This window comes from Massilia alkalitolerans DSM 17462 (assembly GCF_000427785.1).
GTDB classification, from domain to species: Bacteria; Pseudomonadota; Gammaproteobacteria; order Burkholderiales; family Burkholderiaceae_D; genus Telluria; species Telluria alkalitolerans.
In genome coordinates this window covers 106,151-131,012 of the sequence record NZ_ATYR01000011.1, presented here as the reverse complement: position 1 = coordinate 131,012, position 24,862 = coordinate 106,151, and the positions used below count along the sequence as shown (strand labels likewise).

The window sequence follows — 24,862 nt, the reverse complement described above, 5'->3', positions numbered from 1 at the left end:
CTCTTTGTTCTATCGGTCCGGGATCAGACGCCTTCCGGCGCGCGGGTATGCCAGTCGGTCACTTGCTGGTACTGGTGCGCGATGTTCAGCAGCTTCGCTTCGGCAAAGTAGTTGCCGATGATTTGCAGGCCGACCGGGCGCTTGGCGTTCTTCTCGCCCTGGCCGAAACCGACCGGGATCGACATGCCCGGCAGGCCCGCCAGGCTGGTCGACAGGGTATAGATGTCGGCCAGGTAGTTCGCCACCGGGTCGTTCGCCTTCGAACCGAGATCCCAGGCCACCGTCGGCGCCACCGGGCCCATGATCACGTCGCACTTGTCGGCGAACGCGGCCTGGAAGTCGTCCGCGATCAGGCGGCGGATCTTCTGCGCCTGCACGTAGTAGGCGTCGTAGTAGCCGTGGCACAGCACGTAGGTGCCGACCATGATGCGGCGCTGGACCTCGCGGCCGAAGCCTTCGGCGCGGGTTTTGCGGTACATGTCTTGCAGATCCTTGTACTCCGCGGCGCGGTGGCCGTAGCGCACGCCGTCGAAGCGCGACAGGTTCGACGAGGCTTCCGCCGGGGCGATGATGTAGTAGGTCGGGATCGACAGCGCGGTCTTCGGCAGCGAGATCTCCACCAGGGTGGCGCCCAGCTTGACGAATTCGTCCAGTGCACCACGTACCGCAGCTTCCACGTCCTGCGCCAGGCCTTCGCCGAAGTATTCCTTCGGCACGCCGATGCGCAGGCCGGTCAGCGGCTTGTTCAGGTTGCGGGTGTAGTCTTCCGCCACGTTGCCCTGTTCGACCGTCAGGCTGGTCGAATCGCGCTCGTCGAAGCCGATCATCTTGTTCAGCAGCAGGGCGCAGTCCTCGGCGGTCTGGGCGATCGGGCCGCCCTGGTCCAGCGAGGAAGCGAAGGCGATCATGCCGAAGCGCGACACGCGGCCGTAGGTCGGCTTGATGCCGGTGACGCCGCAGAATGCGGCCGGCTGGCGGATCGAGCCGCCGGTGTCGGTGGCGGTGGCGGCCGGCGCCAGGCGCGCGGCGATCGCGGCGGCCGAACCGCCCGAGGAGCCGCCCGGCACCGCCAGCGGATCCCAGGGATTCTTCACGGCGCCGAAAGCCGAGTTCTCGTTGGCCGAGCCCATCGCGAATTCGTCGAGGTTGACCTTGCCCAGGGTGACCATGCCGGCGCGCCCGAAGCGCTCGACCACGGTGGCGTCGAAGGGGCTTTCATAATTGGCAAGCATCTTCGAGCCGGCTGTGGTGCGCCAGCCACGGGTGACGAAGATGTCCTTGTGCGCGATCGGCACGCCGGTCAGCGGGCCGGCCGAACCATCGGCGATGCGGGCGTCGGCGCTGGCGGCCTGCGCCAGGGTGCGTTCGCGGTCCAGGTGCAGGAAGGCGTTGTGGCTGCTCGCTTCGATGCGGTCGAGGTAGTGCGTGGTCAGTTCGACGCTCGAAACCTGCTTCGATTGCAGGAGCGCGGACAGCTCTTTGATGGTCTTGTTGTGCATGTGCGTGTCTTGTGAAAAGCGGTTGCGTGCGAGTTTGCCGAATTACTCGATGACCTTCGGCACCAGGTACAGGCCGTCCTGCGCCTTCGGCGCCGGCGCCTGGTAGTCCTCGCGGCGGTTCTCCTCGGTGACCACGTCGTCGCGCAGGCGCAGCGGCAGCGCCATGATGCTTGCTAAGGGCTGCGACAATGGCGCAACACCGGTCGTGTCCACCGCCTGCATCTGCTCGGCCAGGGCGAAAATGCCGTTCAGCTCGGCCAGCGCGGTTTCGGCGTGGGCTTCGTCCATTTCGAGCTGGGCCAGGTTGGCGATGCGTTTTACGTCTGAAAGTGTCAGGGACATGGCAAAGGGCGCGGCTTCGAGCCGCGTGCAAAATGTGGTTGGGCTAATAACGAAAGTTGGCAAGCGGTCAGCGAACGGTTTGCTACGTCCGATAAAACCTTGGTAACACCGCCGATCTCGCGTTGGAAATGGGGGGTAAAACCACCCGTTTTCAGCATGTAATCGACAAATTATAAGGTAGAATGGCGGGCTAATGCGCTGTCGGGCTGCGAGACCGCCCGCCGCAGGAAAGACCGCGAGGCACAATGCCTGTGCGGCGAGGACAATCCCGATCAATTTTCGACGCGCGCCCCGCGCGCAATCAGGACACACATGTTTGGTTCTTTACGCAGCTACTTCTCGAATGACCTGGCGATCGACCTTGGTACCGCCAACACCCTGATCTACGTGCGCGGCCTGGGCATCGTCCTGGACGAGCCGTCGGTCGTCGCGATCCGCCAGGAGGGCGGCCCGAACGGCAAGAAGACGATCCAGGCGGTCGGCAAGGAAGCCAAGCAGATGCTGGGCAAGGTGCCGGGCAACATAGAAGCCATCCGCCCGATGAAGGACGGCGTGATCGCCGACTTCACCGTCACCGAGCAGATGCTGAAGCAGTTCATCCGCATGGTGCACGATTCGAAATTCTTCCGCCCGTCGCCGCGCATCATCATCTGCGTGCCCTGCGGTTCGACCCAGGTCGAGCGCCGCGCGATCCGCGAATCGGCGCTGGGCGCCGGCGCCTCGCAGGTCTACCTGATCGAAGAGCCGATGGCGGCCGCGATCGGCGCCGGCCTGCCGGTCTCGGACGCCACCGGCTCGATGGTGGTCGACATCGGTGGCGGCACCACCGAAGTCGGCATCATCTCGCTGGGCGGCATGGTCTACAAGGGTTCGGTGCGCGTCGGCGGCGACAAGTTCGACGAAGCCATCGTCAACTACATCCGCCGCAACTACGGCATGCTGATCGGCGAGCAGACCGCCGAAGCGATCAAGAAGGCAATAGGGTCCGCTTTCCCGGGCTCGGAAGTCAAGGAAATGGAAGTCAAGGGCCGCAACCTGTCCGAAGGCATCCCGCGCTCGTTCACGATCTCCTCGAACGAGATCCTGGAAGCCCTGACCGACCCGCTCAACAACATCGTCTCGGCCGTCAAGAACGGGCTGGAACAGGCTCCGCCGGAACTGGGCGCCGACATCGCCGAGAAGGGCATGATGCTGACCGGCGGCGGCGCGCTGCTGCGCGACCTCGACCGCCTGCTGATGGAAGAGACCGGTCTGCCGGTGCTGGTGGCGGAAGACCCGCTGACCTGCGTGGTGCGCGGCTCGGGCATGGCGCTCGAGCGCATGGACAAGCTGGGCTCGATCTTCTCCTACGAATAAGAATACGGGACAGGGGCGGCGCCAGAGGCGTTTCGGCGGGCAGGGCGTACGGAAGCATCGTGCGCCTCTGCCCGCCTTGACGTTGGCATGCCGCCCGGTCTAGACAGGACGCCAACCAGGACATGGAATACAGTCCTCCGCCGCTTTTCAAACAGGGTGCCCCGGCAAGGGTCAAGGCGATCGTCTTCGCCCTGATTTCGGTCGTGCTGCTGGTCGTCGACGCCCGCTACCAGACCCTGGCCTCGGTGCGGCAGGTGGCCGCCACCGTCCTCTATCCCCTGCAGATGGCCGCCCTGATGCCGCGCGAGGCGCTCGGCAACATGGCCGGCTACTTTTCGTCGATTTCCTCGCTCCAGAAGGAAGTGAACGAGCTCAAGACCCAGCAGCTGGCGCAGTCGCGCCTGTTGCAGCAGGCCCAGCTCCAGATGGCCGAGAACGCGCAGCTGCGCCGCCTGATGGATGCGAAACAGCACCTGCCGGTCCAGGCCCAGATGACCGAGATCCTGTACGACGCGCGCGACCCGTCGACGCGCCGCATCGTGATCGACCGCGGCTCGCGCCACGACGTCGTGCCCGGCCTGCCGGTGATCGACCACGCGGGCGTGGTCGGCCAGGTCACGCGCGTGTTCCCGTTCACTTCCGAGGTCACGCTCCTGACCGACCGCGACCAGGCGATTCCCGTGCAGGTGCTGCGCAGCGGCCTGCGCAGCATCGCCTATGGCCGCGGGCAGTCCGGCCTGCTCGACCTGCGCTTCGTGGTGGCCAATGCCGACATCCAGGTGGGCGACGTGCTGGTGACCTCGGGCCTGGACGGCATGTATCCGGCCGGCCTGGCGGTGGCCAAGGTAGTGCAGGTCGAAAGCGTGGCCGGCGGCACCTTCGGGCGCGTGGTCGGCCAGCCGCTGGGCGGCATCGACCGCAACCGCCAGCTGCTGGTCATCATGTCGCAGTCGAACCTGCCGCCCAAGCCCGCGCCCGACGCGAAGCCGGCCGCCACCACCGCGCGCCGCAAGCTGCCGGACATGGCGCCGATCCCGGCGCCGCCGCTGACGCCCGCGCCGCTGCCGCCGCAGGGTGTGCCCGCGCAGCCCGCCCGGCCGCCCGCCGGCGTTCCTGCCCAGCAGGCCGGCGCCGCGCCCGCGGCCACCGCACCGGCGCCGGCACGTACTCCGGCGGTCCAATCCACCGCCGTCAACCCGGCCACCGCCGTCCGCCCGGCCAACAGGGAGGGCCAATAATGCCCGGTAACCGTCCGCATTACATCCTGCTGCCCGTCAGCCCGCTGTTCATCACCTTCAGCCTGGTGTGCGCCTTCATGCTCAACCTGCTGCCGATGGGCCGCTGGGTCGGGGCGCCCGACTTCGTCGCGCTGGTGCTGGTGTTCTGGGGCATCCACCAGCCGCGCAAGGTGGGCATCGGGGTCGCCTTCGTCATGGGCCTCCTGATGGACGTGCACGATGCCAGCCTGCTGGGCGAGAATGCGCTTGCCTATACCCTGCTGTCCTACCTCGCCATCATGATCCACCGCCGCGTGCTGTGGTTCCGCCTGACGACCCAGGCCATGCACGTGCTGCCGCTGCTGCTGCTGGCGCAGGCGGTGCAGTTCTTCGTCCACTTCACCGCCTCGGGCCGTTTTCCCGGCGTGCTGTACTTCGCCGAGAGCATCGTCGCCGTCGCCCTGTGGCCGGTGATTACCTGGCTGCTGCTGGCGCCGCAGCGCCGCGCGGTCGACCGCGACCATACCCGTCCTATCTGATCGACCGAACCGAGTTTTCTGCGCTGTGACCGAATTCAAGGACAACGACCGCGAGATCCACCTGTTCCGCATGCGCCTCACGGCGCTGGTGGTGCTCGTCTTCATCTGCTTCGGCCTGCTGGTGGCGCGCTTCGTCTGGCTGCAGGTGCTGCGCCATGACCAGTTCGCCGCGCAGGCCGAGGGCAACCGCATCGCGCTGGTGCCCATCGTGCCCAACCGCGGCCTGATCGTCGACCGCAACGGCGTGGTCCTGGCGCGCAACTACTCGGCCTATACGCTCGAGATCACGCCGTCCAAGCTGCAGGCCAACCTGGAATCGACCATCGACGAGCTGTCCAAGCTGGTCGAGATCGACGCGCGCGACCGCCGCCGCTTCAAGCGCCTGCTGGAAGAGTCGCGCAGCTTCGCCAGCGTGCCGCTGCGCACCCGCCTGACCGACGACGAAGTGGCGCGCTTTACCGCGCAGCGCTTCCGCTTCCCGGGCGTGGAGGTGCAGGCGCGCCTGTTCCGCCAGTATCCGCTGGGCGAGACCGCCTCGCACGTGATCGGCTACATCGGCCGCATCAACCAGAAGGAGCAGGCCCAGCTCGAGGAAGACGGCCTGGATGCCAACTACAACGGTACCGAGCATATCGGCAAGGAAGGCGTGGAGAAGAAGTACGAAAGCCACCTGCACGGCATCACCGGCTACGAGCAGGTCGAGCGCACCGCCGGCGGGCGTGCCGTCCGCACGCTGTCGCGCACGCCGCCGACGCCGGGCAGCAACCTGATCCTGTCGATCGACATCGAGCTGCAGAAGGTGGTCGAGGAAGCCTTCGGCGAGCAGCGCGGCGCGCTGGTGGCGATCGAGCCCGCCACCGGCGACGTGCTGGCCTATGTGTCGCGCCCGGGCTACGACCCAAACCTGTTCGTGGACGGCATCGATACCCAGAGCTGGAACGAGTTGAACACCTCGCTCGACCGCCCGCTGATGAATCGCCCGCTGTCGGGCGCCTACCCGCCGGGATCGACCTTCAAGCCCTTCATGTCGCTGGCCGCGCTCGAACTGGGCTTCCGCAAGCCGTCCGACGCGATCCGCGACGCCGGCTTCTATGTGCTGGGCGGGCACCGCTTCCGCGACGACAAGCCGGGCGGCCACGGCGTGGTCGACATGTACAAGTCGGTGGTGGAATCCTGCGACACCTACTACTATCAGCTCGGCAACGAGATGGGCATCGATAACATCTCGAACTTCATGAAGCAGTTCGGCTTCGGCGAACTGACCGGCATCGACCTCGAACACGAGAAGATGGGCGTGCGGCCGTCCAAGGAGTGGAAGGCGAACCGCTTCAAGAGCCGCGCCGCCGGCAGGTGGCAGGGCGGCGACACCATCTCGATCTCGATCGGACAGGGCTACAACAACTACACCATGATCCAGCTGGCGCACGCGGTCTCGACCCTGGCCAACAACGGCATCGTGATGAAGCCGCACCTGGTCAAGCTGATCGAGGACGGCGCCACCAAGCAGCGGACCCAGACCGTGCCGAAGGAAACCCGGCGCATCCCGCTCAAGCAGGAAAACATCGACTTCATCAAGCAAACCATGGTGGGCGTGACCCAGGATTCCAACGGCACCGGCCGCCGCGTGTTCGCCAACGCCGGCTACGTCTCGGCCGGCAAGACCGGCACCGCGCAGGTGATCGGCCTCAAGGGCGGCAAGTACAACGCCAACGCGATCGACGAGCGCCACCGCGACAACGCGCTGTACGTCGCCTTTGCCCCGGCCGACAAGCCGACGATCGCGCTCGCGCTGATCGTCGAGAACGCGGGCTTCGGCGCCGCGGCCGCGGCCCCGATCGCGCGCAAGGCGCTCGACTACTACCTGCTGGGCAAGCGTCCGGCGCCGCCGGCCTCGACGACTGCGCCGGCACCGAAAGCCGCGCCGGCCCCGAAAGCCGCGCCGCCCGCACCGGCCGCCGCGCCGGGCCCGGTCATCCAGGCCACCGCCGCGGGCGCGCCCGGCGTCCCCGCCACACGAAAGGAATAAGCCATGGCGCACATTCCAGAACGCCGCTCGCTGCGGCGCCGCCTGCGTCCCTATTTTGCGGTCTTCGACTGGCCGCTCGGCCTGGTGCTGTTCGTGCTGATGATGACCAGCCTGATCACCATGGCCTCGGCCGGCGCCGAGTTCCCGGATCGCGTCGAGCACCAGATCCGCAACTTCCTGCTGTCCTTCGCCGTCATGTGGATCGCGGCCAACGTGCCGCCGCAAACCCTGATGCGGCTGGCCGTGCCGATCTACACCTTCGGGGTCGCGCTCTTGATCGCGGTGGCGATGTTCGGCATCATCAAGAAGGGCGCGCGGCGCTGGCTGCACGTGGGCATCGACATCCAGCCCTCCGAGATCCTGAAGATCGCGACGCCGCTGATGCTGGCCTGGTACTTCCAGCAGCGCGCCAACGCCGGCACCTGGAAGAACTACCTCATCGCGGCGGTGATCCTCTTGATCCCGTTCACGCTGATCGCCAGGCAGCCCGACCTGGGCACCGGCCTGATGGTGTTCGCTTCGGGCTTCTACGTGATCTTCCTGGCCGGCCTGCCGTGGAAGGCCATCATCGCGCTGGGCGTGTCGGCCGCGGCGGCGATGCCGATCGCCTGGTCGATGCTGCACGACTACCAGCGCGAACGGGTGATGACCCTGATCGATCCGACCTCCGACCCGCTGGGCAAGGGCTTCCACATCATCCAGTCCGAGATCGCGATCGGTTCCGGCGGCCTGTTCGGCAAGGGCTACGGCCAGGGCACGCAGGGCGCGCTGGAATTCGTGCCCGAGCAGACCACCGACTTCGTGTTCGCCGTGTATTCGGAGGAATTCGGCCTGGTCGGCAACCTGTTCCTGCTGTTCGTCTACCTGCTGCTGATCGGGCGCGGACTGATGATCGCCGCGAATGCGCCGAACACGTTCACGCGCCTGCTGGCCGGGGCGATCACGATGATGTTCTTCACTTATGCTTTCGTCAACATGGGCATGGTGATTGGTATCCTGCCCGTCGTCGGAGTTCCCTTACCTTTCATGAGCTACGGCGGAACAGCCTTTATTACGCTCGGCCTCGGCGCTGGTATATTGATGAGTATTCAAAGACATCGTAAACTAGTGCAGACGTAATTTAACAAGGACCGCGCATGGCCGTTCCAAGAAAACAACTTGCCACGGTCATCGCACTGGCCATCTTCGCCACCGGCTGCAGCACCACCGACACCGGCGAGCGCAAAAGCTTGATTCCTTTGCCGTGGAAGCATCCCAAGGCGAAGGTCGGCGAACTGCCCAAGCTGCCGCCCGCCAATTCCGGCCGCGGCGGCTACTACAAGGACGACGGCCCCGGCCTGAATCCGCCGGCGGGTCTGATGGACCTGCCCGATGCGGTGGTCAAGGCCGAACCCTATTCGCGCTGGGCCAATCGTCCCTACTCGGTATTCGGCCAGACCTATACCCCGATCCTGCACCAGGATCCCTTCGTGCAGCGTGGCGTCGCCAGCTGGTACGGCGTGAAGTTCCACGGCCAGAAGACCTCGTCCGGCGAACTCTACGACATGTACAAGATGACGGCGGCGCATCCGACGCTGCCGATTCCTTCCTTCGCACGCATCACCAGCGTCGAGACCGGCAAGTCGGTGGTGGTGCGCATCAATGACCGCGGTCCCTTCCACGCCAGCCGCATCGTCGACGTGTCCTACACGGCGGCGCTCAAGCTCGGCCTGCTGGGCAAGGGCAGCCACGAAGTCCATGTCGAGCGCCTGTTCCCGGACGATCCGATCCGCATGGCCTCGGAGCGCCGCGTCGCCACTTCCGAAGCGCAATCGGCGCCGCCGGAAATCACGGCGCTGATGCTGGAAGACCGCGTGCGCACCGACAGCGCGGCCGTGGCCGAGGTGGTGCCCAAGCTGGTCCCGCGCGGCAGCTTCTATGTCCAGCTTGGCGCCTACAGCCGCTCCGGCACCGCGGAAGCCATGAGCGAAAAGCTGATCGATGCCGGCATCGAAGTCGGCAAGCTCGAAGTGGTGAAGGTGGGTTCGGTGAACCGCCTGTACGGCGGGCCGTTCGGCAGCCGCGAGGATGCGGCGGCGGCCGCGCAAGCGGTGCCGTCCTCGTTCGGACTGAAGCCGATCGTGGTAAAGCGCTAGTGACGGGTTCCAAGCCATGTACCACGATTTGATCGCCCAATTTGCCGCCCTCCAGCGTCGACCGGCCGAGCCGACCTTTCTTGAGATCGGCGGTTTCCCGCATTATGAGCAGGTAATCAGCAACTTCCTGGCGTTTTTCTTCAATCCCCAGGCCGAGCATGGCTTGAACGACCTGCTGTTGCGTGCAATGCAATCCGCGCTCGGCATCGAGCACCTGGATGCCGACGTGACGGTCGAGACCGAGGTCGAGCACATCGATATCGTGGTGGCAGGAACATCCCAGGCATTCGCCATCGAGAACAAGATCTATCACCATGCCGAGGCCAACCCCTTCGAGCGCTATGTGCAGGTGATGGAGAGGCGCTATCCCCGCCAACAGCGTCATTTCGTGCTGCTGGCCTTGCATGCGGAGGCAGGCGCTTCGCGCCGCGCCGAACTGGTCCGGCTCGGCTACCGCACGATTACCTATGCGCAGCTGTTTGCCGCACTGCGCCCCCTCATGGGGCAATATGCCGAGCGGGCATCCCCTCGCTACTGGCATCTGTTGATCGACTTGACCAAGACGATCGACAATCTGGCACGAGGAAGCCGTTTTGACATGGACACTATCCAATTTTTTGCAGAGAACGAACAGCAACTGGCCGACCTGCAGCGCGAGATCACCAACCTGCGGGCGCACCTGAGAGAAAAGCTGAATGGCTTGCACCAGGTAATGCGAAGCGAATGCGCAGATTTGCTGGGCAGCGGCGTGGTCAGCGATGGCGCCTATCACCGCGACGGAGACGCCCTGTTCCGTGACACCTTCTATGTCGATGTCAGCCTGCCGTATGGCCGTGTCGGCGTGGATACCATCGTGACCCTGAGCGGCTGGGAGTTGAAGCTTGTCCCGCGCGGTGGCTGCGATCTGGCCTTGCTCCGGCAGGTGATCGAAAGTCGCTGGGCCTGTGAATTCGAGTCCGACCGTTTTCGCCTGTCGGGCATATCCATGCCGGACAGCCTCAATGCCGATCTCGGCGTGGTCGCGCAGGTGACCGGCACGGTGATCCGCGCGCTTGCGCAATCGGCTTCGGCTGGCGTGCCCGCTCTGGTGTAGTCCAGGGTCCTGTCTGCTCAATCGCAGCGCCGCAGCTGCACCCCGGCGAAATCGTCGGCAATGCCCGCCACGCGGGCGCGCTCGTCCGGCGTCAGGTAGCGGAATTGCCAGGCCGCGCGCGTGCCCTGCGGCCCGCGCGGCAGCACCCGCACTCCACGCACGCCCTGTTTGCCGAGCGCCGCCACCAGGCCCTGCGCGGCCGTCTCGGTCTTGAACACGCCCAGCGACACCGCCCACCTGAGCGGCGAGTCGCCCTGCATCACGAAGAAGTTCTGCACGCCTTTTTCCTTCAGCTCGGCCACGCGGCGCTCGGCGCCTTCCTTGCCGCCGTTCGGCGGCAGGTAGACCAGGTGGCTGGTGATTTCCTGGAAGGGCACGGCCGTGCGCGCGGCGCGTGCGCCCAGGTCGAGGCGGGCGATGCGGGTGTCGAAGCGGCGCGCGTCGGCTGCCGCGAAGGCGCCAACCTGGGTGCAGGCAACCGTCTCTACCTGTGGCGCGGCCACTGGGACGGGTTCGGCGGGCGGCGCTTCAGGCGTTTCCGGCGCCGCCGCCGTCTCGGCGGCCGCGCGTGCTTCAAGTGCGCTGAGCATCACCATGCGCTCGGCGGCCAGCTGGTTCTTCAGGCGCTGCGGCTCGCGCTCGCCGCCCTCGAGCGTGCCGAGATAGCCCTGGCCGTAGGCCAGCAGCAGGGCGTTCAGCGCCAGCAGTGCCCAGAATACGAATTTCAACAAGTGCGCTCCCCCATCCTCAGGCGGCCGCCGCGTGCAGTCCGACCAGTACGATGTTATCGACCAGCAGGCAGGAGAACTTGAGGACCGGCGCGATATACGGCGCCGCGCCGCCGGAAACGATGCATGCCGTGGCGGCGTGCGCCGCGCAGGCGCGCTCGATGGCGCCGGCCTGGGCCGACAGGACGCCGGAGACGATCGCGTCGTCGGTGTTGTCGCCGAAGAGCGGCGGTGGGGCCGCGCCCGGCGTCACCTGGGGCAGCTGGGCCGTATTGCGGGCCAGCGAGCCGGCCATCAGGGCCAGGCCCGGCAGGATCATGCCGCCGATGAAGCGGCCATCCTTTGTCACGGCATCGACCGTGGTCGCGGTGCCGCAGGTCGCCACGATCAGGTCCTGCCCGGGCGCCAGCGCGCGCGCGCCGATGGCGGCGGCGAAGCGGTCGCAGCCAAGCTGGCCCGGGTTGCGGTAGCCGTTCTGCAGGCCGGCGCGCTCCGCGGTGGAGGCGAACCACTCGACCGTGATTCCCCTTGGCAGCGCCTGCGCGATGCGTTCGCGCACGGCGGCGCCGGCCACGTTCGAGACGATGGCGCGGGCCACGCCGGCCCGGCGCCAGGTATCGGCGGCGCCATCGAGTCCGGCATGCGAGACCGCGTCGATCAGCGTCCAGGCGCCCAGCGCCGCGCCGGGCGCCGCGATCGCCCACTTGATGCGGGTATTGCCCGCGTCGATCAGCAGCAGGTTCATGCTCGTCTCACTCGCTGAGCCGCAGCGACACGTCGCCCGCCAGCACGCTCGTGCGTCCCTCGGCGGTGTCCAGCAGCAGCCGGCCGGCGTCGTCGACGCCCGCCGCCAGGCCTTCCTGCAGCACCTTGCCGTTGTCGAGGATGACGACGGCGCGGCCCTGCCAGGCATGGCGCAGGTTCCAGCGCGCGCTGAAGGCGGCGAAGCCCTGGCTGGCGAACAGGCGCAGCGCGTCGGCCAGGGCGTCGAGCAGGGCGGCTATCAGCCGGTCGCGGTCCATGCGCGCCAGCCAGGGCGCGCCGGCGGCGCTGCGCCCGAGTTGCGCTTCCACTTCGTCCGGCATGACGAGGTTCAGGCCGATGCCGATCACGGCCCAGGTGCCGCCGCCGCTGTCACTTGACGCCGACTGGGTCTCGATCAGGATCCCGGCCAGCTTGTCGCCGTCCTTGAGCACGTCGTTCGGCCACTTGAGCTGGATATGCACGCCGAGCTGCCCGAGCGCGTCGCCCAGCGCCACGCCGATCGCCAGCGGCAGGCCGGTGAGCCCCTGCAGGCCGCCCTCGAACTTCCAGGCCAGCGAAAAGGTCAGCGAATTCTCGCTGGAAGAGAGCCAGCTGCGGCCGGCGCGTCCGCGGCCGGCGCTCTGGTGCTCGGCGACCAGCAGCACCGGCTCGCTGAGCTGCGCGGCGCGCGCCAGCAGGTCGGCGTTGGTCGAGCCGGTCTCCGGCACGACTTCGACCCGTACGCCGGAACGGGACAAGGAGAAGATATTCGCGGCGTTCATGCTTCCCCCTGGCGCTGTTTTGTCGGAGCGCGCGAGAACGCGAGATCGAACAAGGGATTCGGCAGCAGGCGCAGCAGCTTGGCCGCGACGCCCATTTGCCAGGGCAGCACGCGGTAGCTGGAACCGCGCGCGATGACCTTGGCTGCCTGGGTGGCGAAGCGTTCGGCGGGCATCAGGAAGGGCATGGGAAAACGGTTCTTGCGGGTCATGGGAGTGTCGATATAACCGGGAGCGATGGTAACCACCTTGATGCCGGAGGCACGCAGTTCCAGGCGCAGCGATTCGCAGTAGCTGTGCACCGCGGCCTTGGAGGCGCAGTAGGCGCCGGCGCCGCGCATGCCGCGGATGCCCGCCACGCTGCCGATCCCGACCAGGCGGCGCGGGCCCTGTTGGGCTTTCATGGAAGCGATGAAGGGCGCGAAGGTGGCGACGGTGGCATTGACATTGGTGGCGAACACGGCGTCGAACACCGCCAGGTCGGCGGGGCGCTCGGTGAGGGTGCCGTGCGAGATGCCGGCGCTGGCGATGACGATGTCGGCGCCGCCCTTGGCCGCGATGAAGTCGGCGGCGGCGGCGGCCACGGCGTCATGGTCGGTGACGTCGGCCGCGTAGATGCGGTGGCGTTCGGGGTGGGGGAGGCTGGCGGCGAGTTCTTCCAGCAGCGAGCGGCGCCGCGCCAGCAGGCCGAGGGATGCGCCGCGCGCCGCGTATTCGCGCGCCAGCGCCGCGCCGATGCCGCTCGAGGCGCCGGTGATGAATACCCGGTCTGCCGGCAAGCTCACTTCTTGTCTGCTTTGGCGCGCGCGACCAGCGTGTCCATCACCTGCAGGGTGCCCTGCAGGGCGTCGTTGCCGCTGACGTTGCCGGATTCGCCGACCATGCCGGGCGAGGTCAGGAAGCGGCCGTCGATCGCGATCATCGGCCAGTGGGTGATGCGGTAGGCCTCCATCATCGCCTGCGCGCGGCGCACTTTGGCCTGCACGCCGAAGGAGCGGTAGGTGTCGATGAACTTGGCGCGGTCGATGCCGGCGCGGCTGGCCCAGTCGAACACCTGCTCGTCCTGGGTGAAGCCGACGCGCTCGACGTGGTAGGCATTGAAGACCTTGCCGTGGAACTGCTCGAGCAGGCCGAGCGATTCGAGCGTGAAGAACAGGCGCTGCTGCGCCGCCACCTGCGCGCCGCGCGGCACGTGCACGCGCCGGAACACGATGTGGTCGCCCTGTTTCTTGACCCAGTCGGCCAAGTAGGGCTCGAAGGAATAGCAGTGCGGGCAGTAATAGGCGAAGAACTCGATCACCTCGATTCTGCGCCCGCTGTCGGTCGGCTGGGCTTCCGGCAGGACCTGGTACTCGGCGCCTTCCTTCGGCGAGGCCGGAGAGGCGGCGAAGCCGGGCGCGGCGAGCAGGGCGGCGCAGCAGATCAGGCGGCGAAGCGGGTTCATGCGGATCCTTCGGTGGATGGAAAGGGATTAGCGCTGGCTACGGACGACGGCGACGTCGATGCCGCTGTCGAGCAGCTTGGCGCGCGCCTTGTTCGCGGTTTCCTGGCCGCTGTAGGGGCCGACACGCACGCGGTGCAGCACGCCGCTGTCGGTGCTGCGGTCGGTGATCGCCGCTTCGAAGCCGAGCAGCGCCAGCTTGGCGCGGGTGTTCTCGGCGTCGGACATCTCGCGGAAGGCGCCGGCCTGCAGGTAGTAGATGTAGCCGTCGCCGCCCGCGGCGGGCGCCGCCGCGGTGGCTGCCGGGGCCGGGGTGGCCGGAGCCGCGCTTGGCGTTGCCGGAGCCGCCGGTGCGGCAGGCGCGCCGCCCTGCATGCCGGCGATGGCCTGGCCCAGCGGATCGGCGTCGGCTGCGGCCGGCGCCGGCGCCGGTGCGGGTTCCGGCGCCGGGCGGCTGGCGCGTTCGGCGATCTGGCGGTTGGCTTCGCGCGCGGCGTCGCGGTTGCCGTACAGTGGCTTGTTCGGATCGCTCGCCTGGCTCGGCTCGAGGTCGGCCGGGCGGCCCATCTTGTTGGAACGGTCGGTGAAGGGCGACTGGCCCTTGGTGATCACGAGCGCGACCGCCACCGCGATCCCCAGGCCGATGATCAGGCCGATGATGATGCCGGTCAGGGTGCTGCCGCGCTGGCGCAACGGGGAGAAGGGTCGGATGGCGGTCATGTTGCGATTACTCTTGTGGTTCAGTTGGAGCGCGTTCCATCTTGCTTGGGGCGGACACGCCGATCAGGGCCAGGCCGTTGCGCAGCACCTGGCGGGTAGCCAGGGCCAGGGCCAGGCGCGCCAGCTTCAGGGGCTCGTTGTCGTCCAGCAGCCACTTGTGGGCGAAGTAGTAGCTGTGCAGCTCGCCGGCCAGTTCGCGCAGGTAGAAGGCGACGTGGTGCGGGCTCAGTTCGAGCTTCGCGCGCTCCAGCATTTCCGGATAGGCCGACAGCTTGGCCAGCAGGCTGGCTTCGTGCGGTTCGGTCAGCAGCGACAGGTCGGCGCCAGGCAGTTGCGCTTCGTCGCCGCCCCAGTTGGCGAGCGCCGAGCAGATGCGGGCGTGGGCGTACTGCACGTAGTACACCGGATTCTCGTCCGAGGTCTTGAGCGCGACATCGACGTCGAACACGAATTCGGTGTCGGCCTTGCGCGAGATGAGGAAGAAGCGCACCGCGTCGCGGCCGCGCGTCACGTCGCCGTTGCCCGACCATTCGATCAGGTCGCGCACCGTGACGTAGGAGCCGGCGCGCTTGGAGATCTTGACCTCTTCGCCGTTCTTCATCACGGTGACCATCTTGTGCAGCACGTAGTCGGGATAGCCCTGCGGGATGCCGATGTTCACCGCCTGCAGGCCGGCGCGCACGCGCGCGATGGTGCCGTGGTGGTCGCTGCCCTGCACGTTGATGGCCTGGTCGAAGCCGCGGCGGAATTTCTGGATGTGGTAGGCCACGTCCGGCACGAAGTAGGTGTAGCTGCCGTCGGACTTGCGCATCACGCGGTCCTTGTCGTCGCCGTAGTCGGTGGTCTTGAGCCACAGCGCGCCTTCCTGCTCGTAGGTCTTGCCGGCGTCGACCAGGGCCTGCACGGCCGCTTCCACCTTGCCGTCCGCGTACAGCGAGGACTCGAGGTAGTAGTTGTCGAACTTGACGCCGAAGGCCTGCAGGTCCTGGTCCTGCTCGTTGCGCAGGTAGGTCACGGCGAAGCGGCGGATCGATTCGATGTCGTCGACATTGCCCGATGCGGTGGCCGGCTCGCCGTCGCTGGCCGAGACGGTCTTTTTCGCCAGGAAGTCGGCAGCGATGTCGGCGATGTAGTCGCCGTTGTAGGCCGACTCGGGCCACTCGGCGTCGCCCGGCTTGAAGCCTTTGGCGCGCGCCTGCACCGAGGTGGCGAGGGTGGCGATCTGCACGCCCGCGTCGTTGTAGTAGAACTCGCGGGTGACGTCGTGGCCCTGCGCTTCGAACAGCGAGGACAGGGCGTCGCCCAGCGCGGCCTGGCGGCCGTGGCCCACGTGCAGCGGGCCGGTCGGGTTGGCCGAGACGAATTCGATGATGGCGTGGTGGCCCTTGCCGGAGCTGCCGCGGCCAAAGGCGGCGCCCTGTTCGAGCACGGTGCGTACGACCGACTGCTTGGCCCCTGCGGCGACGCGCAGGTTGATGAAGCCGGGGCCGGCCACGTCGGCCGAGTCGACCAGGCCGGTGGCGCCGGGCTCGGCGAGCAGGGCGGCGACCAGGCGGGTGGCCAGTTCGCGCGGATTGGTCTTGAGCGGCTTGGCCAGCTGCATGGCGATGTTGCAGGCGATGTCGCCGTGGCTCGGATCGCGTGGACGTTCCAATACGACGTTGGGGGTGAGGTCGGTGCCGGCGACGATCGGCGCGAGGGCGGCCTGGAACAGGGCAACGATCTGTTGTTTTTGTTGGGCGAGCATGGGGATGTCGATCTGATAAAAATGGCGGGCCTGCGGACAGGCAAACAGCAATCATTATACTGGTTTGGCGCAGCGCGCAATATGTTCACCGCGGCAAGTTGTCAGCTTCGTTAAGCGGCACCAAAGCCTAAGCCGTTACAATGAGGGCCATTTTTCACTGTACCGACCCGCCATGACCGACAAGCGCCCGACGCTCACCCTGAAACCGAAAGCCAAGCCGGCACGTTCCGCGTCGCCGCAGGGCAGGGAGCGGCCCCAGGGCGCCGGCCAGGCAGCCGCCGCCAAGCCGTCCTACCGTCCGTCGGCCGAGCGTGAAGCCATGCGCGAACCCGCGCGCGCGCCGCAGCGCGAGCATGCGCACAAAGCGGAAGCAGCGGCGCCGCGCCTGCGCCAGAGCCATGAAGCGAAAGTGGCGCCGCAGCGCGACTACCGCCCCGACCTGAAGGCCGATTCGCTGGCCCTGGCCCTGCTGGGCGCGGCCAATGCGATCGCGCGCGTGCGCGCCGGCGCCGCGCTGCCGCAGGCGCTTGCCGGCGTGTTTACGGCCTACGACGTGACGCCGCAGGCACGCGGGGCGATCCAGGACATCGCCTACCGCAGCATGCGCCAGCTGGGCCGCAGCGACACCCTGCTGGGCCTGATGACGACCAAGGCGCCCGAGCCGCCGATGCTGGGCGGCCTGCTGTCGGCCGCGCTGGCCCTGCTCGACCCGCCGCCGGGAACGCCGGCGCCCTACGAAGCCTTCACCGTGGTGGACCAGGCCGTCAACGCCGCCGCCGGGCACCCCGACTTCGCCCATGCCAAGGCCATGGTCAATGCCGTGCTGCGCCGCTTCCTGCGCGAGCGCGAAGCCCTGCTGGAGCAAGCCCTGAAGCAGCCGCTGGCGCGCTGGAACTACCCGCAATGGTGGATCGACAGCACCCGCGCCGCCTATCCGGCGGAGTGGGAAAGCATCCTCGCGGCCGGCAACGCGCACCCGCCGCTGACCCTGCGCGTGAACCGCCGCCGTACCGATGTCGACACTTACCTGAAGACGCTGGCGGACGCCGGATTCGCGGCCGAGCAGGTGGGGCCCACGGCCGTGCGCCTGGCGCAGGCCGTCAACGTCAGCCAGATCCCGGGCTTCCACGAGGGCGTGGTGTCGGTCCAGGACGCCGGCGCCCAGCTGGCCGCACCGCTGCTCGACCTGCGGGACGGCATGCGCGTGCTGGATGCCTGCGCGGCGCCGGGCGGCAAGAGCGGCCATATCCTCGAGGCTGCCGACGTCGAGCTGACCTCGGTCGACGCCGATCCGCAGCGCCTGGCGCGCGTGGGCGACAACCTGGGCCGCCTGGGCCTGTCGGCGCGACTGGTCGCGGCCCAGGCCCAGGACACGGACTGGTGGGATGGCCGCCAGTTCGACCGCATCCTGGCCGACGTGCCCTGCACGGCGTCCGGCATCGTGCGCCGCCACCCGGACATCCGCTGGCTGCGCCGCAAGTCCGACACGCTCCAACTTGCAACACTTTCTAGCAAAATACTCGACAACCTTTGGCAGATGCTGCTGCCCAATGGTAAATTGTTGTTTGTGACATGTTCGCTCTGGCCCCAGGAATCGGAGGCGCAGGCTGCCGCGTTTGCGGCCCGCCACGACGCCATCCGCCTCGACGCGCCGGGCCAGCTGCTGCCAGCCAGCGGTGCCGGGCAGGATCATGACGGCTTGTTCTATGCGCTGTTCCAAAAGAAGTCGTGACAGCGCGATGATCCATTAGACAACCTCGGCTTTCAATTTTTTGGCTCCCGGCGCACCTGTGACCTTACGTTTTCTTTGCCTCCTCGCTTGTCAGCTGCTGCTGGTCTTCGCGTGTTCGCAGGCACGGGCGGCCGAGGTCATCGACATCACCAAGGTCGAGATCCAGGCCAGCGAGGACGGCTACCGCCTGAATACCGCGTTCGCCTTCGACCTGAACCACGAGCTGCAGGACGCGGTCCAGCACGGGATCAAGCTGCACTTCACCACCGAGATCGAGATGACGCGCCCGCGCTGGTGGTGGCGCGACGAGAAGGCGGTGTTCTCCAAGCGCACCATCGGCATCTCCTACGACATGCTCACGCGCCAGTACATCGTCAGCACCGGCGGCAGCGTGCCGCAGCCCTTCAATACCCTCGACGATGCGCTGTCGCTGATCCGGCGGCCGGCGCGCTGGCTGATCGCCCCCAAAGACGCCCTCAAGAAGGGCGAGGTCTACAACGTCTCGGTGCGCATGTTCATGGACCGCGACTTCCTGTCCAAGCCGCTGCAGGTCAACGCCATCAATGATTCGAGCTGGCGCCTGAGCTCCAACAGGAAAACCTTCACCTACCGTGCAGAATGATCCAGGTACGCGGTAAATCGTTCAACCGGGCGCTGCGCTACGCGCTGGTGGTGGGCGGCGCGATCGCGTCAATCCTGTTGTTCCTGCTGGCCTCGGCCTCCGACAACTCCGGCTTCTTCGACCGTTATTACGTCTGGCTGCTGGGCGTAAACGCCGGCATGGCCGTGCTGCTCCTGATCCTCGTGGTCGTCGCGCTGGCGCGCCTGTATTCGCGCTACAAGGCCGGCAAGTTCGGCTCGCGCCTGGTGGCGCGGCTGGTGCTGCTGTTCGCCGGCATCGGCATCCTGCCGGGGCTGGTGATCTTCATGGTGTCGGTGCAGTTCGTCTCGCACTCGATCGACAGCTGGTTCGACGTCAAGATCGAGGCCGCGATCGAATCCGGCCTGAACCTCGGCCGCGCCGCCCTCGACGAAGCCGTGGCCGAACTGGGCGCCACCGGCCAGACCGCCGCTGCCACGCTGGCGGGCCAGGACGCGGTGATGGTGCAGGGCGTCCTGAGCGGCCTGGTGAACGACATCAGCGGGCTGCAAAGCGCCATGCTGCTCACGTCCGACGGCACGGTGCTGGCATCGAGCGCGCAGGACCGCAACCTGAACCTCGACCTGGACCGCCCGACGCCCGACATGCTCAAGTCGGCCGCGCTGCCGGGGGGCTATGCGCGTCCGGAAGGCACCATGGACCGCGACGCCTCCGTGCAGCCGGATGGGCCGGACCAGAACGGGCTCGATGCCGCCACCGGCCTGCGCCTGCGCGTGGTGCTGGCGGTGCCCGAGGCGGCCGGCATGGAGCCGCGCTACCTGCAGCTGCTGCAGTCGGTGCCGGTCAACCTGGCCTCGAATGCGGTGGTGCTGCGCAGCGCCTCCGAGGAATACCGCTCGCGCGACCAGGCCCGGCGCGGCCTGCGCAAAATGTACATCGAGACCCTGACCTTGACCCTGCTGCTGGCGATCTTCGGCGCGATCGGCAGCGCCTTCCTCATCGCCGGCAACCTGGCGCAGCCACTGCTGGTGCTGGCCGAGGGCACGCAGGCGGTGGCCGAGGGCGACCTGTCGCCGCGCCCGACCGTCGAGACCAACGACGAACTGGGCACCCTGACGCGCTCCTTCAATGCCATGACCGGCCAGCTGTTCGAGGCGCGCAGCGCGGTCGAGCGCAACCGCATGGCGCTGCAGAACGCCAAGGCCCACCTGGAGTCGGTGCTGGCCAACATGTCGGCGGGCGTGATCGTGCTCGATGCCGAAGGGCGGGTGGTGAACTCGAACGACGCCGCCTACCGCATCCTGCAGGTCGAGCCGGGCGCGCTGGCCGGCCCGCTGGCCAGCATCCCCGGCCTGGACACCTTCTACAACTGCATCACGCGCGCGATCTCGGCGCAGAGCGCGCAGAGCGCGGCCAGCACCGACCGGCGCCGGCGCGCCCACTGGCAGCAGCAGATCGAGATCCCGCGCCGCGGCAGCAGCGACGAGCAGGAGCACGACATCACGCTGCTGGCGCGCGGCTCGCGCCTGCCGGTGGGCACCGGCAGCGGCTTCATCGTGGTGTTCGACGATATCTCGGACGTGATCGCGGGCCAGCGCTCGGTGGCCTGGGGCGAGGTGGCGCGCCGCCTGGCGCACGAGATCAAGAACCCGCTCACCCCGATCCAGCTGTCGGCCGAGCGCCTGCAGATGAAGCTGGAATCGAGCCTGCCGCCGCAGGAAGCCGAACTGCTGAAGAAGAGCACCACCACCATCGTCAACCAGGTCGACGCCATGAAGCGCATGGTCGACGACTTCCGCGACTATGCGCGCACGCCGCCGGCGGTGCTGGAGCCGCTCGACCTGAACGGCCTGATCGACGAGATCCTGCAGCTCTACCTGTCCGAGGACGGGTCGGACATCATCCACGCCGCACTGGCACCTGGCCTGCCCAAGGTGATGGGCGACGCCACCCAGCTGCGCCAGGTGATCCACAACCTGGTGCAGAACGCCCAGGACGCGCTGGTCGACCGCGGCCCCGATGCCCCGGCCGCGCGCGTGGACGTCACCACCGAGGCCATCCACTACGAAGGCGCGGACGGCGCCGCCGGCACCGCGGTGCGCCTGGCGATCACCGACAACGGCCCCGGCTTCTCGCCGCGCATCCTGGCGCGCGCCTTCGAGCCCTACGTCACCTCGAAGGCGCGCGGCACCGGTCTGGGCCTGCCGATGGTCAAGAAGATCATCGACGAACACGGTGGCAGGATCGATATCGGGAACCGTCCGGACGGATGTGGCGCGTCGGTATTCATTTTGCTGTTAAAGTTAGCTCCCGAGGCGAACTTGTCCGAAATATAAAAGACGGCATAAAATGCGGTATGACGGGTAAGAGATCAGGAAGATAGAACGATGGCGAACATACTCGTAGTTGATGATGAAATGGGCATCCGGGAATTACTCTCGGAAATCCTTGGCGATGAAGGCCACGCCATCACGCTGGCGGAGAATGCGCAGCAGGCCCGCGAGGCGCGCGCCGCCGGCGCTCCCGACCTGGTCCTGCTCGACATCTGGATGCCGGATACCGACGGCGTCACCCTGCTCAAGGAATGGCAGCGCGACGGCCTGCTCACCATGCCGGTCATCATGATGTCCGGCCATGCCACCATCGACACCGCCGTCGAAGCGACCCGCATCGGCGCCCTGAATTTCCTCGAGAAGCCGATCGCCCTGCAGAAGCTGCTCAAGGCCGTGCAGCAGGGTCTGACCCGCGCGCAGGAAGTGGCGCGTGCGCCCATGGCGCCGCCGCGCCCGGTTGCTGCCGCCGCCCTTCCCGTGACGGACAACGGCGCCGGCGCAGCCAATGTGGCAGCAGCCCCGATGTTCGCGCAGGCGCCGCCGCAGATGGCCAACGGCTCGCGCCTGGTCCATGCGATTTCGCAAGGCGAGGGCACCGGTTACACGCTGTCCTTTGACCTGCCGCTGCGCGAAGCCCGCGACGCCTTCGAGCGCATGTACTTCGAACACCACCTGGGCCGCGAAGGCGGCAGCATGACGCGCGTGGCCGAGAAGACCGGCCTGGAACGCACCCACCTGTACCGCAAGCTCAAGCAGCTCGGCGTCGAGCCGGGCAAGCTCGCCAAGAAGGGCGTCTGATTGGCCGGAGCCGTTCCGGTCACCCTGGTCACCGGTCCCAGTGCCGGCGCACGCGAGGCGGCCATCGCCTCGCTGCTCGACGCCGCGGCATCCACGAGCCCGCCTGGCGGTTTCAGCGCCGTCATCCTCGAAGGGCTTGCTTCAGGCAGCACACCCATCCCCGACTTGTCCTCTGTCAGACTTGTCCGACTCGCACCCGGGTGCGTGTGCTGTACCGGCAACCTGGTTTTGCGTGTAACATTAAATCGACTGTTGCGCCAAGGCCCGGAACGCCTGTTCATCGGTGTGGCGAGCAGCGAGCATCTTGATCAGTTGCGATCGTGGCTGCAAGCAGCGCCATACGATCAGCTGTTGGCACTGAACCCGACCCTGTACGCGTAAGACCTGAGCTTGACATCTTTGCTTACACAGCGTGTCCTTGAAATCGGTTCAGCAAGCCCCACCTCTTAACCGAAGTGATCAGCCAACTGCCTGCCGCCAAGCGGTTGGTTCACTATCGGGTGGCTCGGAAAACCGGGACACCCCTCACTCTGATCGAGAGAAGGAGTCATCATGAACATGATCTATAACAGCGAACAGTACAGCGTCGTCGAATTTGGCGTGGATCGCGACCTCGAAGCCCTGCGCTTCGGCGGATACGAGATCGTCGACAAAGCCGGCCGGCGCGAAGCGTTCATCGGCGGCAAACTGGCTCAATCTTTCCGCCGCGATGTGAACAATCTCATCGCCAGCGAGCCGACCATGGAAGAAATCGACGACTTCCTGGGTTCCTATGACACCCTGATGAGCCAGCCGGTCGTGCTGCACTAATTCATCAGGAAGGGCTACTACGGTTCCGGGACGTAGTAGCTCCACCGGCACCTCTGGGCGTGTTAAGCTGCGCGCCATGTGCCAACTCCTCGGAATGAACTGCAACGTCCCCACGGACATCGTTTTCTCCTTCACCGGCTTCGCCCATCGCGGCGGACGCACCGATACCCACCACGACGGCTGGGGCATCGCTTTCTTCGAAGGCAAGGGCGTACGCCATTTTGTCGACCATCAGGCCGCAGTCGCTTCGCCGATCGCCGAACTGATCAAGCGCTACCCGATCAAGTCCACCAACGTCATCGCCCATATCCGCAAGGCCACCCAGGGCCAGGTCGCGCTCGAGAACTGCCATCCTTTCGTGCGCGAGATGTGGGGGCGCTACTGGGTGTTCGCCCACAATGGCGACCTGAAGGACTTCGCGCCTGTACTGAACGGACCGTTCCGCCCGGTCGGCACGACCGACAGCGAGCTGGCCTTCTGCTGGCTGATGCAGAGCCTGCGCGACGAGTTCGGCGACGGCTCCTCGCGCAGCGCGCCCTCGCTCGCCGAACTGCGTGCCGCCCTCGAAAAACTGGTGCCGCAAATCGCCGCCCATGGTACCTTCAACATGATGCTCTCGGACGGCACCGCGCTGTTCACCCACTGCTCGACCAAGCTGTGCTACATCGTGCGCCAGTATCCGTTCGCCGCGGCGCACCTGGCAGACGAAGACCTCTCGGTCGACTTCTCGCAGGTGACCACGCCGAACGACCGGGTCGCCATCATCGTGACCGAACCCTTGACCAACAACGAGACCTGGACCCCCTTCGCTCCTGGCGAACTGAAGCTGTTCGTGGATGGGCTGCCACAATAGTGGCAAAAAGCTATCATTCCGTTGATAAATTAATGCCAATAATCCACTAACAGGGGCGGATACGGTAAAGTAGCCATGTTCGCGAGCCCATCCAGACGACATGACCGATACCGCCAGCCATGACCAGCCGCTGAAACTGCGCAATTTCTACCTCGGGCGCCAGCCGGTGCTCGACCGTAACCAGGCGCTGTTCGGCTACGAATTGCTGTTCCGCGGCAGCGCCCAGGGGAAGGCAGAGATCGATTCCGGCCTGTCTGCCAGCGCCGGCGTGATCCACCATGCTTCGCAACTGGGCTTGCCGCGCGCGATCGGCGACGCCACCGCCTTCCTGAACGTCGACACCGACGTGCTTCACAGCGACATGTTCGCTTTCCTGCCGCGCGAACGCACCGTGCTCGAGATCGTACGCTCGGTGGAACCGAACGACGCCGTCATCGGGCGCATGACCGAACTGTCGCAGCACGGCTTTCGCTTCGCGGCGGAAGCCTCGGCCCATGGCGCCAGCCTGGCGCGCCTGCTGCCGGTGATCGACTACGTCAAGATGGACCTGCGCGAACTGCCGGTGGTGACCCTGCTATCGCTGGCGCCGCGCCTGCGCGGCACCGGCAAGCGCCTGGTGGCCGAGAAGGTCGAGACCCATAACGAATACCGCACCTGCCTGGACATCGGCTTCGACTACTTCCAGGGCTATTATTTTGCCAAGCCGACCGTGATCGCCGGCCGCAAGCTGTCGCCCTCGCAGGCGGCGGTGCTGGACCTGTTGAACCTGGTGACCTCGGACGCCGACAATGCCGAGATCGAGCGCGCCGTGAAGAAGGACGTCACGCTCGGCCTGAACCTGCTGCGCCTGGTGAATACGCCGGCGGCCGGGGCAGGGCGCAAGATCGAGTCGGTCAGCCAGGCCCTGATGCTGCTGGGGCGCCGCCAGCTGCAGCGCTGGCTGCAGATCCTGCTGTACGCCGAGCCGGGCGTGCGCGGCCACAACCTCAGCCCGCTCCTGATGCTGGCCACCACCCGCGCGCGCCTGATGGAACTGCTGGCGCAGCGCCTGCGTCCCGGCCAGCGCAACGTGGCGGAGATCGCCTTCACGGTGGGCATGATGTCGCTGATGGACACCCTGTTCTGCATCCCGATGCAGGACATCGTGGAACAGATCCCGGTGATCGACGAAGTGCGCCATGCGCTGCTGGTGCGCCGCGGCTTCTTCGGCGAGCTGCTGCGCCTGGCCGAGTCGATCGAGCGCATGGACGATGCGCAGGACGAGGTGGCGCCGGCGCTGCACGAATTGTCGATGGATGGCGACGACCTGGCCGAGCTCGAGATCTCGGCCTTCGAGTGGAGCGACACGGTCGTTCGCTACGCGATCTAA

At 66.9% G+C, this 24,862-nt stretch carries 24 protein-coding genes; 15 read left to right on the top strand and 9 right to left on the bottom strand.

Going from position 1 to position 24,862, the window contains the following annotated elements:
• Positions 1 to 23: 23 nt before the first annotated feature.
• Both gatA and gatC read right to left on the bottom strand, forming a co-directional pair.
• Positions 24 to 1,499, bottom strand: a complete 1,476-nt coding sequence (gatA, locus tag YWC_RS0113475) for an Asp-tRNA(Asn)/Glu-tRNA(Gln) amidotransferase subunit GatA (protein ID WP_027865860.1) — start codon at positions 1,497 to 1,499, stop codon at positions 24 to 26.
• 42 nt (positions 1,500 to 1,541) lie between these two features.
• A complete protein-coding gene (gene gatC, locus YWC_RS0113470) occupies positions 1,542 to 1,841 on the bottom strand; it encodes an Asp-tRNA(Asn)/Glu-tRNA(Gln) amidotransferase subunit GatC (RefSeq protein WP_027865859.1) in 300 nt (99 codons plus the stop codon).
• A gap of 312 nt (positions 1,842 to 2,153) precedes the next feature.
• Between gatC and YWC_RS0113465 the strand changes: the two genes are divergently transcribed.
• The 7 genes from YWC_RS0113465 (at position 2,154) to YWC_RS0113435 (ending at position 10,207) form a co-directional block, all read left to right on the top strand.
• Entirely contained in the window at positions 2,154 to 3,197 is a 1,044-nt protein-coding gene (locus YWC_RS0113465; protein ID WP_027865858.1) for a rod shape-determining protein, read from the top strand.
• Between the two features lie 122 nt (positions 3,198 to 3,319).
• A complete protein-coding gene (gene mreC / locus YWC_RS29300) occupies positions 3,320 to 4,435 on the top strand; it encodes a rod shape-determining protein MreC (protein WP_051306438.1) in 1,116 nt (371 codons plus the stop codon).
• Positions 4,435 to 4,953 carry a rod shape-determining protein MreD gene (gene mreD, locus YWC_RS0113455; protein ID WP_027865857.1) on the top strand — a complete coding sequence of 173 codons (519 nt, stop codon included), beginning with the start codon at positions 4,435 to 4,437 and terminating at the stop codon, positions 4,951 to 4,953. Before mreC ends, mreD begins: the two co-directional genes overlap by 1 nt.
• 25 nt (positions 4,954 to 4,978) lie before the next feature.
• Positions 4,979 to 6,979: a penicillin-binding protein 2 gene (gene mrdA / locus YWC_RS0113450; protein ID WP_027865856.1), complete on the top strand. Its 2,001-nt coding sequence runs from the start codon at positions 4,979 to 4,981 to the stop codon at positions 6,977 to 6,979.
• A gap of 3 nt (positions 6,980 to 6,982) precedes the next feature.
• Positions 6,983 to 8,098, top strand: a complete 1,116-nt coding sequence (rodA, locus tag YWC_RS0113445) for a rod shape-determining protein RodA (protein WP_027865855.1) — start codon at positions 6,983 to 6,985, stop codon at positions 8,096 to 8,098.
• Positions 8,099 to 8,115: 17 nt separating this feature from the next.
• Complete coding sequence (locus tag YWC_RS0113440; RefSeq protein WP_027865854.1) at positions 8,116 to 9,114, top strand: septal ring lytic transglycosylase RlpA family protein; 999 nt, start codon at positions 8,116 to 8,118, stop codon at positions 9,112 to 9,114.
• A gap of 16 nt (positions 9,115 to 9,130) precedes the next feature.
• Complete coding sequence (locus YWC_RS0113435) at positions 9,131 to 10,207, top strand: PD-(D/E)XK nuclease family protein (protein WP_027865853.1); 1,077 nt, start codon at positions 9,131 to 9,133, stop codon at positions 10,205 to 10,207.
• 17 nt (positions 10,208 to 10,224) lie between these two features.
• On the opposite strand, the gene YWC_RS0113430 is transcribed toward YWC_RS0113435, so the two are convergent.
• The 7 genes from YWC_RS0113430 to argS are packed head-to-tail and all read right to left on the bottom strand — an operon-like array spanning position 10,225 to position 16,366.
• Positions 10,225 to 10,938 (bottom strand): SPOR domain-containing protein, encoded by a 714-nt coding sequence (locus YWC_RS0113430; protein WP_027865852.1) that lies wholly within the window; start codon positions 10,936 to 10,938, stop codon positions 10,225 to 10,227.
• Positions 10,939 to 10,954: 16 nt separating this feature from the next.
• A complete protein-coding gene (locus tag YWC_RS0113425; protein ID WP_036214309.1) occupies positions 10,955 to 11,680 on the bottom strand; it encodes a type III pantothenate kinase in 726 nt (241 codons plus the stop codon).
• Positions 11,681 to 11,687: 7 nt separating this feature from the next.
• The gene (locus YWC_RS0113420; RefSeq protein WP_027865850.1) at positions 11,688 to 12,461 is read right to left on the bottom strand and encodes a biotin--[acetyl-CoA-carboxylase] ligase; all 774 of its coding nucleotides are present in this window, start codon (positions 12,459 to 12,461) and stop codon (positions 11,688 to 11,690) included.
• On the bottom strand, positions 12,458 to 13,243 hold the full coding sequence (locus YWC_RS0113415) for an SDR family oxidoreductase (RefSeq protein WP_027865849.1): 786 nt from the start codon (positions 13,241 to 13,243) through the stop codon (positions 12,458 to 12,460). The genes YWC_RS0113420 and YWC_RS0113415 overlap by 4 nt, the downstream gene beginning before the upstream one ends.
• Positions 13,240 to 13,902: a thiol:disulfide interchange protein DsbA/DsbL gene (locus YWC_RS0113410; RefSeq protein WP_027865848.1), complete on the bottom strand. Its 663-nt coding sequence runs from the start codon at positions 13,900 to 13,902 to the stop codon at positions 13,240 to 13,242. The genes YWC_RS0113415 and YWC_RS0113410 overlap by 4 nt, the downstream gene beginning before the upstream one ends.
• A gap of 27 nt (positions 13,903 to 13,929) precedes the next feature.
• Positions 13,930 to 14,619, bottom strand: coding sequence for an SPOR domain-containing protein (locus YWC_RS0113405; RefSeq protein ID WP_027865847.1), 690 nt, complete (start codon positions 14,617 to 14,619; stop codon positions 13,930 to 13,932).
• A 7-nt stretch (positions 14,620 to 14,626) separates the two neighbouring features.
• Positions 14,627 to 16,366 (bottom strand): arginine--tRNA ligase, encoded by a 1,740-nt coding sequence (gene argS, locus YWC_RS0113400; protein ID WP_027865846.1) that lies wholly within the window; start codon positions 16,364 to 16,366, stop codon positions 14,627 to 14,629.
• A 319-nt stretch (positions 16,367 to 16,685) separates the two neighbouring features.
• Between argS and rsmB the strand changes: the two genes are divergently transcribed.
• From rsmB to YWC_RS0113365, 8 genes are all read left to right on the top strand, one after another.
• Entirely contained in the window at positions 16,686 to 18,098 is a 1,413-nt protein-coding gene (gene rsmB / locus YWC_RS0113395; RefSeq protein WP_051306448.1) for a 16S rRNA (cytosine(967)-C(5))-methyltransferase RsmB, read from the top strand.
• Positions 18,099 to 18,156: 58 nt separating this feature from the next.
• On the top strand, positions 18,157 to 18,720 hold the full coding sequence (locus tag YWC_RS0113390; protein WP_027865844.1) for a DUF4390 domain-containing protein: 564 nt from the start codon (positions 18,157 to 18,159) through the stop codon (positions 18,718 to 18,720).
• Positions 18,717 to 21,035 (top strand): sensor histidine kinase, encoded by a 2,319-nt coding sequence (locus YWC_RS0113385; RefSeq protein WP_036214307.1) that lies wholly within the window; start codon positions 18,717 to 18,719, stop codon positions 21,033 to 21,035. The genes YWC_RS0113390 and YWC_RS0113385 overlap by 4 nt, the downstream gene beginning before the upstream one ends.
• A gap of 51 nt (positions 21,036 to 21,086) precedes the next feature.
• Entirely contained in the window at positions 21,087 to 21,830 is a 744-nt protein-coding gene (locus YWC_RS0113380) for a response regulator (protein WP_027865842.1), read from the top strand.
• Positions 21,831 to 22,211: a P-loop NTPase family protein gene (locus YWC_RS32080; protein ID WP_084416423.1), complete on the top strand. Its 381-nt coding sequence runs from the start codon at positions 21,831 to 21,833 to the stop codon at positions 22,209 to 22,211. It begins immediately after the preceding gene.
• Between the two features lie 171 nt (positions 22,212 to 22,382).
• Entirely contained in the window at positions 22,383 to 22,640 is a 258-nt protein-coding gene (locus YWC_RS0113375) for a BTH_I0359 family protein (RefSeq protein WP_027865841.1), read from the top strand.
• A gap of 76 nt (positions 22,641 to 22,716) precedes the next feature.
• Complete coding sequence (locus tag YWC_RS0113370) at positions 22,717 to 23,493, top strand: class II glutamine amidotransferase (RefSeq protein ID WP_027865840.1); 777 nt, start codon at positions 22,717 to 22,719, stop codon at positions 23,491 to 23,493.
• A 100-nt stretch (positions 23,494 to 23,593) separates the two neighbouring features.
• Complete coding sequence (locus YWC_RS0113365) at positions 23,594 to 24,862, top strand: EAL and HDOD domain-containing protein (protein ID WP_027865839.1); 1,269 nt, start codon at positions 23,594 to 23,596, stop codon at positions 24,860 to 24,862.

Bases quoted from the DNA above. Each gene is read 5' to 3' on its own strand.
- gatA (WP_027865860.1), bottom strand. From the start codon at position 1,499: ATGCACAACAAGACCATCAAAGAGCTGTCCGCGCTCCTGCAATCGAAG.
- gatC (WP_027865859.1), bottom strand. From the start codon at position 1,841: ATGTCCCTGACACTTTCAGACGTAAAACGCATCGCCAACCTGGCCCAG.
- YWC_RS0113465 (WP_027865858.1), top strand. From the start codon at position 2,154: ATGTTTGGTTCTTTACGCAGCTACTTCTCGAATGACCTGGCGATCGAC.
- mreC (WP_051306438.1), top strand. From the start codon at position 3,320: ATGGAATACAGTCCTCCGCCGCTTTTCAAACAGGGTGCCCCGGCAAGG.
- mreD (WP_027865857.1), top strand. From the start codon at position 4,435: ATGCCCGGTAACCGTCCGCATTACATCCTGCTGCCCGTCAGCCCGCTG.
- rodA (WP_027865855.1), top strand. From the start codon at position 6,983: ATGGCGCACATTCCAGAACGCCGCTCGCTGCGGCGCCGCCTGCGTCCC.
- YWC_RS0113440 (WP_027865854.1), top strand. From the start codon at position 8,116: ATGGCCGTTCCAAGAAAACAACTTGCCACGGTCATCGCACTGGCCATC.
- YWC_RS0113435 (WP_027865853.1), top strand. From the start codon at position 9,131: ATGTACCACGATTTGATCGCCCAATTTGCCGCCCTCCAGCGTCGACCG.
- YWC_RS0113425 (WP_036214309.1), bottom strand. From the start codon at position 11,680: ATGAACCTGCTGCTGATCGACGCGGGCAATACCCGCATCAAGTGGGCG.
- YWC_RS0113420 (WP_027865850.1), bottom strand. From the start codon at position 12,461: ATGAACGCCGCGAATATCTTCTCCTTGTCCCGTTCCGGCGTACGGGTC.
- YWC_RS0113410 (WP_027865848.1), bottom strand. From the start codon at position 13,902: ATGAACCCGCTTCGCCGCCTGATCTGCTGCGCCGCCCTGCTCGCCGCG.
- YWC_RS0113405 (WP_027865847.1), bottom strand. From the start codon at position 14,619: ATGACCGCCATCCGACCCTTCTCCCCGTTGCGCCAGCGCGGCAGCACC.
- argS (WP_027865846.1), bottom strand. From the start codon at position 16,366: ATGCTCGCCCAACAAAAACAACAGATCGTTGCCCTGTTCCAGGCCGCC.
- rsmB (WP_051306448.1), top strand. From the start codon at position 16,686: ATGCGCGAACCCGCGCGCGCGCCGCAGCGCGAGCATGCGCACAAAGCG.
- YWC_RS0113385 (WP_036214307.1), top strand. From the start codon at position 18,717: ATGATCCAGGTACGCGGTAAATCGTTCAACCGGGCGCTGCGCTACGCG.
- YWC_RS0113380 (WP_027865842.1), top strand. From the start codon at position 21,087: ATGGCGAACATACTCGTAGTTGATGATGAAATGGGCATCCGGGAATTA.
- YWC_RS0113375 (WP_027865841.1), top strand. From the start codon at position 22,383: ATGAACATGATCTATAACAGCGAACAGTACAGCGTCGTCGAATTTGGC.
- YWC_RS0113370 (WP_027865840.1), top strand. From the start codon at position 22,717: ATGTGCCAACTCCTCGGAATGAACTGCAACGTCCCCACGGACATCGTT.
- YWC_RS0113365 (WP_027865839.1), top strand. From the start codon at position 23,594: ATGACCGATACCGCCAGCCATGACCAGCCGCTGAAACTGCGCAATTTC.